This is a genomic window from Gilliamella sp. M0364 (assembly GCF_016100565.1).
GTDB lineage: Bacteria > Pseudomonadota > Gammaproteobacteria > Enterobacterales > Orbaceae > Gilliamella > Gilliamella apis.
In genome coordinates, this window is record NZ_JACFSF010000003.1 from 37,797 (window position 1) to 51,482 (window position 13,686).

General features: G+C 33.0%; 11 protein-coding genes. 7 read left to right on the top strand and 4 right to left on the bottom strand.

What is annotated here, in order from left to right; translation table 11 throughout:
- The first annotated feature begins 154 nt into the window (after positions 1-154).
- The 7 genes from H3U96_RS05540 (at position 155) to gyrB (ending at position 9,444) form a co-directional block, all read left to right on the top strand.
- Positions 155-904, top strand: a complete 750-nt coding sequence (locus H3U96_RS05540; protein ID WP_081298796.1) for a MipA/OmpV family protein — start codon at positions 155-157, stop codon at positions 902-904.
- Positions 905-1,023: 119 nt separating this feature from the next.
- Complete coding sequence (locus H3U96_RS05545) at positions 1,024-1,932, top strand: recombination-associated protein RdgC (RefSeq protein WP_086356645.1); 909 nt, start codon at positions 1,024-1,026, stop codon at positions 1,930-1,932.
- 186 nt (positions 1,933-2,118) lie between these two features.
- Positions 2,119-3,219, top strand: coding sequence for a porin OmpA (gene ompA / locus H3U96_RS05550; RefSeq protein ID WP_034901896.1), 1,101 nt, complete (start codon positions 2,119-2,121; stop codon positions 3,217-3,219).
- A gap of 165 nt (positions 3,220-3,384) precedes the next feature.
- Entirely contained in the window at positions 3,385-4,743 is a 1,359-nt protein-coding gene (gene dnaA / locus H3U96_RS05555; RefSeq protein ID WP_086321217.1) for a chromosomal replication initiator protein DnaA, read from the top strand.
- 15 nt (positions 4,744-4,758) lie between these two features.
- Positions 4,759-5,862: a DNA polymerase III subunit beta gene (dnaN, locus tag H3U96_RS05560; protein ID WP_034901901.1), complete on the top strand. Its 1,104-nt coding sequence runs from the start codon at positions 4,759-4,761 to the stop codon at positions 5,860-5,862.
- 57 nt (positions 5,863-5,919) lie between these two features.
- Positions 5,920-6,990 carry a DNA replication/repair protein RecF gene (gene recF, locus H3U96_RS05565; protein ID WP_086360305.1) on the top strand — a complete coding sequence of 357 codons (1,071 nt, stop codon included), beginning with the start codon at positions 5,920-5,922 and terminating at the stop codon, positions 6,988-6,990.
- A gap of 42 nt (positions 6,991-7,032) precedes the next feature.
- Positions 7,033-9,444 carry a DNA topoisomerase (ATP-hydrolyzing) subunit B gene (gyrB, locus tag H3U96_RS05570; protein WP_198195874.1) on the top strand — a complete coding sequence of 804 codons (2,412 nt, stop codon included), beginning with the start codon at positions 7,033-7,035 and terminating at the stop codon, positions 9,442-9,444.
- Positions 9,445-9,579: 135 nt separating this feature from the next.
- Here the strand turns inward: gyrB and H3U96_RS05575 are convergent, their stop codons facing one another.
- From H3U96_RS05575 to H3U96_RS05590, 4 genes are all read right to left on the bottom strand, one after another.
- Entirely contained in the window at positions 9,580-11,064 is a 1,485-nt protein-coding gene (locus H3U96_RS05575; protein ID WP_086360307.1) for a VWA domain-containing protein, read from the bottom strand.
- A 62-nt stretch (positions 11,065-11,126) separates the two neighbouring features.
- A complete protein-coding gene (locus H3U96_RS05580; RefSeq protein WP_034901909.1) occupies positions 11,127-12,494 on the bottom strand; it encodes a VWA domain-containing protein in 1,368 nt (455 codons plus the stop codon).
- A 7-nt stretch (positions 12,495-12,501) separates the two neighbouring features.
- Positions 12,502-12,993 carry a hypothetical protein gene (locus H3U96_RS05585; protein ID WP_034901911.1) on the bottom strand — a complete coding sequence of 164 codons (492 nt, stop codon included), beginning with the start codon at positions 12,991-12,993 and terminating at the stop codon, positions 12,502-12,504.
- 2 nt (positions 12,994-12,995) lie between these two features.
- The gene (locus H3U96_RS05590) at positions 12,996-13,685 is read right to left on the bottom strand and encodes a hypothetical protein (protein ID WP_034901913.1); all 690 of its coding nucleotides are present in this window, start codon (positions 13,683-13,685) and stop codon (positions 12,996-12,998) included.
- Position 13,686 lies beyond the last annotated feature (1 nt).

Consider the following 13,686-nt stretch of genomic DNA (forward strand, 5'->3'; position numbering starts at 1 on the left):
AATCCATATTCAAATATGACAAAATGTGGCATTATTATCGGAGAAAAGTGATTGTAACAATGTACAATTACTGTATAGATTTTGTGACGACAGACTTGAGATAAAGAAATCACAATAGCTCTCGTAAACCATATCACTATGAATAGGTATTAAAATGAAAAGAATAAGCTGTATAATTTCGCTATTATCAATGTGTTCTCTAGGATATACGCAAATTGTATCAGCAGAATCTAACTCATTGGGAATCGGTCTAGGTTGGTCAACTTCACCATATAAAAGTTATAGTTCAAACTACTATCCTATACCACACATTGATTATGACAATGGCTCGTTTTTTATTGATGATCTTTCTGCTGGAGTTTATGCACTCAATGATGATAATCAAAGTCTATCCTTTGGCGCTCGCTATTTAGCTAATGAATTTAAACCTCACGATTCTGATAATCATAAATTAAAACAGCTTGATAGCCGCCACTCAACCCTACTTGCTGATATTGAATATTCACTTAATACCAATTGGGGGATTTTTTCTAGTAGTATTGGCGCTGATATCCTTGATAATAGTAATAGTATTTTAGTTAATGCTGATTATACTGTGCCTTATATTGAAAATAATTTGATTGTTGCACCAACTATCGGTATAAATTGGGCAAATAATAAACATAATGACTATTATTATGGGATTTCGCACAAAGAATCTGCACGTTCAGGCTTAGGTTATTTCAATGCTGATAGCTCTTTTACGCCTTACTTTGAAATTGCGGCTCAATATTCGTTAACAGATAATATTGCAACCTTTGGTGGAGTCCATATTGATAAACTAACAGGCGATGCAGCCGATAGCCCAATGGTTGATGATAGTACGGTAACATCTATTTATATGGGTGTATCTTATAAATTTTAAAGAATTTTTTATCAAATCTTATTACTAAGGCGATAATATATCATCGTCTATGAAATTTTTATTATAAATCGTTATGATAAAATAAACATCATAAAGCAAATTTTTGGAAATATAACACTATGCTTTGGTTTAAAAACGCAATTATTTACCAACTTAATAATGACAATTTACTTGATAAACAAACTATTGAACAAGCGCTTAAATCGGCTTCATTTTCGCCGTGCGGTAATTTAGATACCACTAAGATGGGATGGGTTTCGCCTTATAATGATAATAACTTAGATGATTTCATTATAGATATGCAAGGACATTTACTGTTACGGATTAAAAAAGAAACTAAAATATTACCAGCGCCGGTAATTAAACAAGCACTAATTGATAAAATTGATAAACAAGAGAAAGCATTAAGTCGAAAACTCAGTAAAAATGAGAAAGCGACATTAAAAGATGAAGTGATGATCGATTTAATGCCTAGAGCATTTAGTAAATATAACCATTATTGGTTATGGATCGATACTGAAAATAGAAGAATTATTATTGATTGTAGTAGTTTTAAACTAGCTGAAGATATTTTAGCAATTTTACGTAAAGAGCTTGGATCTTTAGCATTAACCCCATTATCAATTGATAAACCACTTGAAAAGATAATGACTACTTGGGTTAAAGAAAAGTTAAATTTCCCTCCTTTTATACTAGGTGATGAAGCTGAATTAAAAGATCCACTGGAAGGTAATGGAATTATTAACTGTAAAAACCAAGATATTACTAGCGACGAAATGTTAGTTCATTTAGATTCTGGTAAATGGGTAACCAAACTTAAAATTATTGATGAACGTGGTATCAATTTTATTATAAACCCAGACTTTACATTGAAAAAAGTAAAATTTGATTCTATTATAATGGACGAAAATGAAGATATTGGTTCTGATGAGTTTGATAAACGACTTGAAGCGGATTTTTACATTATGGCCAATACCTTATCTAACTCTATAAATGATTTATATATTACAGTTAATAAAATTGGTTAATGCCAATTAAAGTTATTTAATTTTTAAAATGTAGGATTATTCTATCTAGCTTTGCGCAATTTATGTGCTATAATTAAAGCTAGATTATGTGTAACATAATTATTAGTAATATCTATTTATAAGAAGTAAATTTAAACAATAAAATCAAATTAAACAACGTCTATAACAAATAAGTTGAGGCAAAAAATGAAAAAAACGACTCTAGCTCTAGCAATTGCAGTTGCAAGTTTAACCGCTACTGCCGCTAATGCAGCATATGAAGACAACACTTTTTATACAGGTGCTAAATTAGGTTGGTCAGAACTTTATAAATTAGATGCAAAAAAAGTTCGTGCTTTTGATGATGTAAGTATAAAAACATCTAATCGCAGTAATGTTGCTGGCGGTGCATTCTTAGGTTTCCAAGCTAATCCTTACTTAGCATTTGAATTAGGTTATGACTGGTTAGGTTCAGCTAAATACAAAAGATCTTTTCATTATGCAGGTAAAGGATACGATTTAGGAAAAAGTAAAGTTTCTGCTCAAGGCGTTTCTTTAACTGGTAAATTAAGTTATCCATTATCATTTATCTCTGACGATTTAGATATCTATGGTCGTGCAGGTGGAATGGTAACTATCGCTAAATGGAAAAATGGTGGTTTGACTAAAGATCTTTATGGTAAAGGCGGTACAAAAACAGATTTATCACCTGTTTACGCATTAGGTCTTGATTATCGTCTTAACGAAGACTTCTCAACTCGTTTAGAGTATCAATATGTTCAACATATTCATACTAAAACTGATGCATCTCCAGACGCAGGTACTGTTAGCTTAGGTATCACTTACCGTTTAGGTTCACCAGCGGTTGCAGCTCCAGTTGAAATCAAAACTGAAGTAAACCGTTATGTGTTAAATGAAGATGTGTTATTTGCTTATGCAAAAGCTGACTTAAAAGCAGAAGGTCGCCAAGCACTTGATAACTTATTAGCAACTCTTGTTAAAATTAACCCATCTGAAAGTGCTATCGTAGTAATTGGTCACACTGACCGTATTGGTTCTGATAACTACAACCAAAAACTTTCAGAACGTCGTGCTCACACTGTATTAAACTACTTAGTACAAAAAGGTGTACCAGCTGAAATCATCTCTTCACGTGGTATGGGTAAATCACAACCAGTTACTGGTACTAAATGTAATGCACTTCGTGGCGCTGACTTAAAAGCATGTTTAGCACCAGATCGTCGTGTTGAAATTGAAGTTAAAGCACGTAACGTTCAAGAAGTTCAAGTAATTGATCAAACAAAATAATAATTGTTGATTAATGATATCTGTTAAAACCCAGCTTAAAGCTGGGTTTTTTATTTATACCTTTTGTTAATTAATAAATTATATCTTGTTTTTAAGCTATAAATTATCCACAAAAAAGATTATAATTATCGCAATATTGTTAGTATCCTAGTTAAAGGAGTAGCCGTGCCTACTGCAATTTGGCAAGATTGTCTTTCTCAATTACAAGAGGCCCTTCCAACAACAGAATTCAACTTATGGATTCGCCCGTTGCAAGCAGAAATGATTGAGAATAAACTTTATATTTATGCACCTAATAGATTTGTATTAGATTGGGTCAAAAATAAATATTTAACGACTATTTCACAGCTATTAAATACACTTTTAGGTAATGATTCTTTAAAATTATATCTTGAAGTCGGCTCTACTCTGTCAGTAGAAAAAAAATCTGAAGTTAATCAATCTAAGCCTGATATTGCTCCTGCTTGGAAAACAACCAAAGAAAGCAATAGCAACCACGCATATTATTCAGGAATTAATCATAAACATACATTTAATAGTTTTGTTGAAGGTAAATCTAACCAACTTGCTGTAGCTGCAGCAAAACAAGTCGCTGAAAACCCAGGAAAAGCTTATAACCCATTATTTTTATATGGATCAACTGGGTTAGGTAAAACCCATTTATTACATGCAGTTGGTAATGAAATTATAGCCGGCAAAGCCAATGCCAAAGTGGTTTATATGCACTCAGAACGCTTTGTGCAAGATATGGTAAAAGCACTACAAAATAATGCTATTGAAGAATTCAAAAATTATTATCGTTCGGTTGATGCACTACTTATTGATGATATCCAATTTTTTGCTAATAAAGAACGATCTCAAGAAGAGTTTTTTCATACCTTCAACTCATTATTGGAAGGTAATCAACAAATTATCTTAACGTCTGATCGTTATCCTAAAGAGATTAATGGTGTTGAGGATCGTTTAAAATCGAGATTTGGTTGGGGGTTAACCATTGCTATCGAGCCACCTGAGCTTGAAACTCGAGTTGCGATTCTAATGAAAAAAGCGGAAGAAAATAATATAAAACTACCTGAAGAGGTAGCATTTTTCATTGCTAAACGTTTGCGTTCCAACGTGCGTGAATTAGAAGGAGCATTGAATCGTGTGATAGCCAATGCCAATTTTACAGGTAAATCTATCACTATTGATTTTGTAAAAGATGCTTTGAAAGATTTACTTGCCTTGCAAGAAAAATTGATTACTATTGAAAATATTCAAAAAACGGTTGCTGAATATTATAAAATCAAAGTTTCTGATTTATTATCAAAACGTCGCTCTCGTTCAGTTGCAAGACCAAGACAGGTCGCTATGGCTTTAGCAAAAGAGTTGACGAATAAGAGCCTTCCAGAGATTGGAGATGGTTTCGGCGGTAGGGATCACACAACTGTATTACATGCTTGCCGAAAAATTGCAGAATTGAAAGAAGAAAGCAATGATATTAAAGAGGATTATTCCAATTTAATTAGAACATTATCAACTTAAAAAAGAATTAACACTATGAAATTTATTATAGATCGTGAAAAACTTATTAAGCCCTTACAGCTTGTTAGCGCACCGTTAAGCAGTCGCCCTACTTTACCTATTTTAGGTAATTTATTATTACAAGTTATTGATAATACATTATCAATGACCGGAACCGATTTAGAGATTGAGATGATATCTCATCTTCCTTTAACCGAACCTTGTGAGCCAGGGGCAACAACTGTTCCCGCAAGAAAGTTCCTCGATATTTGCCGAAATCTACCAAGTAATGCCCAAATTTCGATAAGCGTTGACGATAACCGATTAATTATTCAGTCTGGACGTAGCAAATTTTCCCTAGCCACATTACCTGCGACAGATTTTCCTAATTTAGAAAATTGGCAAAGTGATGTTGATCTATCCATACCACAAAAGACAATCAAACGACTTATTGATGCAGTCCAATTTTCAATGGCGAATCAAGATGTAAGATATTATTTAAATGGTATGTTATTTGAGATCGAAGATGGATTATTAAAAACCGTTGCGACAGATGGTCATCGTTTAGCTGTGTGTGCTCAACCCGTAGGTCAAAATATCGCGGAATCTTGTTCAGTTATTTTACCTAGAAAAGGGGTAATAGAACTAGCTAAACTGGTTAGTGACAATGATGAGCTAGTAAATATGCAGATTGGCAATAATAATTTACGTGTTAATCTTGGTGATTTTACCTTTACTTCAAAACTTATTGATGGAAGATTTCCTGATTATAAACGAGTGATGCCGCGTAATCCGGACAAACCACTTGAAGTATCATGCGAAGAGCTTAGAAATGCATTATCACGAGTGGCAATTCTTTCAAACGAAAAATTCCGTGGTATAAGATTATATGTACATAACAACCAAATAAAAATCACAGCAAATAATCCTGAACAAGAAGAAGCGGAAGAGGTGATTGATGTAAAATATGAATCACAAGAGCTTGAAATTGGCTTTAATGTGACTTATTTATTAGATATATTAAACACACTAAAATGTGATAGCGTACAATTATTATTAACAGATGCAACATCTAGTGTGCAAATTGAAGATATCAATAATCAATCGGCTACTTATGTTGTTATGCCAATGCGCTTATAATAAATAAATAAATAACTATCTATCAAACTTCCGGTTTCGGCCGGAAATTTTACCAACATGACTCTTTCACAAATCAAAATCCACAATTTTCGAAACATTGATTATGCTGAATTATCATTATCAAATGATTTCAACTATATAGTTGGTGATAATGGTAGTGGAAAAACCAGTCTACTTGAGGCTATTTATATGCTTGGCCATGGTCGAGCATTTAGACATATTCAATCGAATAGAATCATACAACATGAAAAACCTGAGTTAGTTTTATTTAGCCAAATAGAATCATCTCAACAAATTCGCACAATAGGATTATCAAAAACACGAAATAATGATAATACGATAAAAATCGATGGTGATGAGGGATTTCGATTAACTGACTTAGCTAAGCTATTACCTATTCAACTTATTACTCCAGAAGGATTTGATTTACTTACTGGTGGTCCAAAATATCGTCGCGCGTTTATAGACTGGGGATGTTTTCACCATTACCCAGAATTTGTATCACTATGGAACAATTTAAAACGATTATTTAAACAAAGAAATGCGTTATTAAAACAATCTTCTAACTATAATCAATTATTACCTTGGGATAAAGAACTAATACCAATTGCCGAAAAAATCAGTCAAATTAGAGCGGATTATAGTCAAAATATATTTCCGCAAATTATAGAAACTTGTCGGAATTTTTTACCTGAGTACCAACTAAATTGCCAATATTATCAAGGTTGGGAATATGGGATGAATTATTCTGATATTTTATATAAACAATTTGAGAGAGATAAATTCATTAATTACACTTCATTAGGCCCACATAAAGCCGATATAAAATTACGTATAGATAACATTCCAGTAGAAGATTTGCTATCTCGTGGACAATTAAAATTACTCATGTGTGCATTACGTTTATCACAAGGTGAATATTTTTCAGAGAAAACCGGACTATCATGTATTTATTTAATAGATGACTTTACTTCTGAACTGGATCAAAATAAACGTAATCTATTAGCTAAGCGGTTAAAATCAGCTAAATCTCAAGTTTTTATTACTGCAGTTAATCAAGAACAAATTACCCATATGATCGATGAAAATGATAAGATTTTTCACATAAAATCTGGTATAATTTCTTAAATATATAGAATGATATAAATAATTAAACAAGTCGAGAAATCCATGTCTAACTCTTATGATTCTTCAAGCATTAAAGTACTTAAAGGACTTGATGCGGTTCGAAAACGTCCAGGAATGTATATTGGTGATACTGATGATGGTACAGGCCTTCATCATATGGTTTTTGAAGTGGTAGATAATGCCATTGATGAAGCATTAGCGGGTTATTGTCACCATATCGAAGTTACTATTCATCCAGATAATTCTGTTTCAGTACGAGATGATGGCAGAGGAATTCCTACCGGCATCCATGAAGAAGAAGGTATTTCTGCTGCAGAAGTTATTATGACCGTTTTACATGCTGGTGGTAAATTTGATGATAATTCATATAAAGTATCCGGTGGCTTACATGGTGTTGGTGTCTCGGTTGTAAATGCATTATCGGATAAATTAGAATTAGTTATTTACCGTGCAGGTAAAATCCATAAACAAACTTATCATTTAGGCGTGCCAGAAGAACCACTTAAAGTTATTGGTGAAACGACTGAATCTGGTACTTATGTTCGCTTCTGGCCAAGCCCAGAAACTTTCTCTAATATTGAGTTTGTCTACGATCATTTAGCGAAAAGATTACGTGAATTATCATTTTTAAATTCTGGTGTTTCAATAAAACTTACAGATGAACGAACAAGTAAAAGTGAACACTACCATTATGAAGGTGGTATTCAAGCTTTTGTTGAATATTTAAATAAAAATAAAAATCCAATCCATCCAAAGATTTTTTATTTTAGTACTGAGAAAGATAATATTGGTGTCGAAGTTGCTTTACAATGGAACGACGGCTATCAAGAAAATATCTATTGTTTTACCAATAATATTCCTCAACGTGATGGCGGTACCCACTTGGCTGGCTTCCGTGGAGCGATGACGCGTACATTAAATAACTACATGGAAGCTGAGGGATACAGCAAAAAAGCTAAAATCAGTGCCACTGGTGATGATGCACGTGAAGGACTAATTGCAGTAGTATCAGTAAAAGTGCCAGATCCTAAATTTTCATCACAAACCAAAGATAAATTGGTTTCGTCTGAAGTAAAATCAGCGGTTGAATCAGTGATGGGTGAAAAATTAGCTGAGTATTTATTGGAAAATCCATCGGATGCCAAAATTGTGGTTGGCAAAATTATTGATGCCGCTAGAGCTCGTGAAGCAGCACGAAAAGCACGAGAAATGACACGCCGTAAAGGTGCTTTAGATTTAGGTGGCTTACCAGGTAAACTAGCTGACTGTCAGGAAAAAGACCCCGCATTATCAGAACTTTACTTAGTGGAAGGGGACTCTGCGGGTGGTTCTGCAAAACAAGGGCGTAACCGTAGAAATCAAGCAATTTTACCGTTAAAAGGTAAAATCCTTAATGTTGAAAAAGCCCGTTTTGACAAAATGCTTTCGTCTCAAGAAGTCGCAACTTTAATTACTGCTTTAGGTTGTGGTATTGGTCGTGATGAATATAATCCAGATAAAATGCGTTATCACAGCATTATCATCATGACCGATGCGGATGTGGATGGTTCACATATTAGAACTTTATTGTTAACCTTCTTCTACCGTCAGATGCCTGAAATTATTGAACGAGGTTATGTTTATATCGCACAACCACCACTTTATAAAGTTAAAAAAGGCAAACAAGAACAATATATTAAAGATGATGATGCAATGACTCAATTCCAAATTGCTCTAGCTTTGGAAGATGCATCACTACATGTTAATGATCATGCCCCAGCTTTAGCCGGTGAAGCTTTAGAAAAATTAATTGCTGAATACCAAAAAGTTGAAAAACTAATTACTAAAATGGAACGTCGCTATCCTCGAGCGTTGCTATCAGAATTAGTCTATCAAGAAGTATTAGATGAAGATATTTTAAAAGACCAACAAAAAGCTGAACAGTGGGCAAAATCAATTGTTGAAAAATTATCAAATAAAGAACAACATGGCAGTAGCTACCATTATAGTGCGGATTACAATGAAAAAGCAGAGTTATATATACCTGTAATCAAAGTAAGAACACATGGAGTTGATACCAGTTATGCTTTAGATCAAGTATTTATTCATAGTAATGAATACCGAAATATTTGCCATTTAGGCTCACAATTGGAAGATTTACTGGAGGAAAGTGCATTTATACAACGAGGCGAACGAAAACAACCAGTAAGCTCATTCGAAGAGGCTGTTGATTGGTTAATTCGAGAATCTCGCCGTGGATTAACAATCCAACGTTATAAAGGTTTAGGAGAAATGAACCCCGAACAACTATGGGAAACAACCATGGATCCAACCAGTCGTCGTATGTTGCAAGTTACCATTAAAGATGCAATTGAAGCAGATCAATTGTTTACAACATTGATGGGTGATGAAGTCGAACCTCGCCGACTATTTATTGAGGAAAATGCATTAAAAGCAGCTAACTTAGACTTTTAATAACGATTATTTAATCAATAAAAACCAGACATTTTGTCTGGTTTTTTACTATTTTTAATAGTTATTTTTATTAAAGATAGCTATTGATTAAAATCTAGTTCAAATCATTCGGCATTATCAATTTTATTTATCTGTTTACTGGCAAACAGGACGATTAATTTTTAAATCAGATACCGCTTTATTCATCTGTCTAATCATATCTTTAGGACTTTGTGCAATATAAACTTTACCTCGAGTAGCGTTAGCAACACAATCTATTTTATGTTCACCCGCTATATCAACGATATTTATCTTAAGTCGAGGTTTTTGAGCTGCAATATAATTAGCTAGTGTGCAAATATTATTCCTTGAGCAATTATCATCACCATCACTAATTATAAGGATATAATCATCTCGTTTTACACCATCAAGCATCTGGCTGGCTTTTTGTAACCCACTATAAAGCGGTGTACCTCCGCCACCAGCTGCACTTGGTGTTAATCGATTAATTTTACTTTTTAAAGCGCCTCTGCCCGAATAATTATAAAATGGCGTTGTATCAGCTGCAGGACAACTATTTAATGCCACTAATGCGATATTAATATTTTGTTGAATTTTATCGATACTAGTTAATGCCACTTTTTTACTGGTTGATAAACGAGTCGGTAGTCGAGACATCCGTTTTTCATACGCAATTCTTTCTGATGCAGGCATATAGCTAGGGTAGCCATGGGTTAGATAATTAAAATATTGCTGAACTTGTGAAGGAGGCTCTGCTAATGTTACCGTCATTGATAAAGAATTATCAAAGATCAACGCCATTTTGGATGGATTAGAATTTTTTACCAATTCTTCCTTAGTAATACAATTTGGTGGATTTTTTACTTTTGGCGCTGGTTTAGGTTCTGATTTGCTAACCGACTCTGGTGTTGGGTCAGGTACAACTACAGGTTGTGGCTCTGAAACCTGTGGTTCTGGTTTCAATTCAGGTTTAGGTTTAATGACAAGTTCTGGTTGTTTTGCAAATTCAACGGTTAGTTCAGTTTTTTTCGGTTCAATTGGTTGTGTAATCGCTGGTTCGACGATTGGTTCCACCTTGCTAGTCTTTTTAAAAGGATTAAAAAAGAACCATAACAAACCTAAAATTAATAATAAAAATAAAACTAATATTAAGGTGTACCACCATCGCCAAAAACCTTTTGGCGCGACAATAGGAGGTTCAGGAAATACAATTGGCTCAAAAGTATCAATAATAACTGGTTCATTATTGATCACATAAATTTGATTATTTGGACTTTTAATTCTTGCTAACCATGAAGAAACTAAATTTTTTTGTTGATTATTTAAAGGAATTAATTTTACAGTTGTTTCAATATCATTGATTCGAGTATGTAAAGCATCTTCAATTACTGCTTTTTGCGAGGCGTCATTTATATCATTAAGTGATATAGGTTGACCTTCAAGGTTTGTATACCAAGCAATATATTGGTTATTTTCTATTAATTTTGGTGAAGCAAAAATTGAAAATGTTCTTGCTGTCAAATGAGGTTTAAGTATCGAAAGTAAAGAATTATACTGTTCCAGTGACTGCATCTTGTCTACATTATTATGATCAAAAGCAATACGAGTTATTCTTTGCATCTCTAAACTTATTCCTTGTTACTAAAAAATTAGTATAAAAGCCCATTGGTTAACTAGATATTTTATTTACAAATAGGTTTACTAATATTCATATCTGAAACGGCATTACTCATTTGATTGATAAGCTCGGTTGGATTTTGAGCTATATAAACATTACCACCAGTGCTTTTTGCTACACAATCTATTTTATGCTGTCCGGCAATATCAACAATATTAATTTTTAAACGAGGTTGTTCTGTAGCTATTTTATTAGCAAGAGTACATATATTACTTTTAGTACAATTATCCTCACCATCACTAATAATTAATATATAATCATCACGATTAATACCATCAAGCATTTTACTGGCCTGTTTAACACCGCTATATAATGGTGTGGCACTATTATATTCTAATGGCTGCAACCGTTTAATTTTGCTTTTTAATTTTTCTCTATCTTCATAAGGATAGAATGATGTAGTTTGTGCAGCCGGACAACTTGTTAACGTTACAAGTGAAATATCTATATTTTGTTGTATTTTATCAATACTGGTTAATGCCACTTCTTTACTACTTGATAAACGATTAGGTAATCTGGTCATTTTTCTTTCATAAGCTTCAGCTTCTTTTTCTGTCATTGAATAGAAATCGCTTTTTAAATATTTATCAATACTCGCTTGTGATTCCATTAAGGTTAAAGTCATTGAGGCTGAATTATCAAATATCATCACCATTTTAGAAGCAGACTTATTGTTAGTTAATTCTTCTTTAGTTATACAATTCTTAACTTCCGTTACAGGTTCTGTTTTTGGTTCTAAAGCATTGGGTTGTTCAACTACGGGGGTTGATTCAACTTCTTTTTTTTCAGTATTTTGCGAAATTATTGGTAGCGTATCTGATACTTTTTCTTTGCCATAAGGACAAAAAAAGTACCAAACAAGACCAATTAATATAATTAAAAACAGTACAAGCAATAAGAAATACCACCAACGCCAAAATGATTTTGATGTTGGTGGTATTGCTGTAGGTTCAGGTAAAATCGGAGCTTTAAATGAATTAACAATAACAGGGTCATCATTAATTACATAAATGGTATTTCCTGAGTTTTTTATTCTCGGTAACCATGCAGATATTAATGCTTGTTCCTCACTTGTGAATGACATTGATTTGATTACGAGTTCAAGGTCATTAATTCGCGTATTCAGCTTTTTTTCTATCTGCTTTTTATATTCTTCACTTTCAATATCATCAAGTAAAATAGGTTGCCCTTCTAAATTACTATACCAACCAATATATTGATTATTATCAATTATTTTTGGTTGAGCTAAAATCGAAAATGTTCGTTCAGTTAAATTATTTTTTAGCAATGCTAATAAAGAGTTATATTCTTTTAACAAAGAAATCTTATCCGATTCACTCTGATCAAATATAACTCTTGTTATACGTTGCATGGCTAAATTATTTACCTAAATTTAAAGCTTTTTGTAACTGTTGAAGTTTTTTATTTAACTTATCTAATTCAACTTGTTTTTCAAGTTCAGATGAATTGGAATTGTTAACTTTCTTCAACTGTTGCTCAATATCATTAACTTGTGCTTGTAAATCATCACGATTTTTAGCCTTTTGTTTTACTTCACTAGTTAATTGAGTTAATTCTGTTTTTAATTTTTGCAACTGTGTCTGTTTTTGTTTCACACTTAATGAAGTCGAATTTTTTTGTCTTTCAATCGTTGCATAAATTTCTCTGAATTGTGCATTAGCTCGTTTTTCATTCTCTAAAATTTGCTCTTTTTTATCAATACGAGCTTGATAGTTACCTGAATAATTGCAACTAATTTTATCCATAATACCAATGTTAGTATTAGTTGGGTCACATTGTTCTGGCGTTGTCGAACACCCCGTTATAAGTAACAATGGACTAAGTAAAAATATAATAGATATCTTTTTCATATTTAGCTTACCCTTACAGCTGAACGTTGTTGAGTAACAAGATTAATTTGTTTTTCAAGTACCGCAATTTGTTTATGTAACTGATTAATTTCTTTATCAAGTTTTGACACATTTACACCTGATTGTCGTTCTTGTGAAGAAATTGAAACCCAATCATTTTCAACTTTTTTCATGCGTGATAATTTATCTTTCAAATAAGCAATGTTAGCGTCTATTTGAGTCAGATCTTTTTGGGCCTGTGTTTTAGTGACTGATTGAGAATTAATTTGTTTATTTAACGATTTTAATGTTGCCAAGTTTTTATCTAAAACAGCTCTCGCACTTTCAGTTATAGCTTGGACTTCATAGGTATTTTGCTGAACATCTTGAATATAAACATCAAGTCGCATTTCAGCATCAGCATATTCAGCTCGTTTAGTATCAAGATAATAATTGGCCCCCATCATTACCCCACAACCAACAGCGGCTGAAGCAAGGCATGCCCCGGTTTTACCACCCAATAAAACACAACCAATACCACCGATTCCGGCACCTATAGCACAAGACTGCCATGCTGATTTACTAAAAAATTTGGCGCTATTACTTTTGCTTAAAGCTGGATCAACATCTTTTGAACTTGCACCACCTGATGCTTGACAACCTGATAGAATCAAGGAGATACACAAAGTTATTGTTACTATTAATTTATTCATT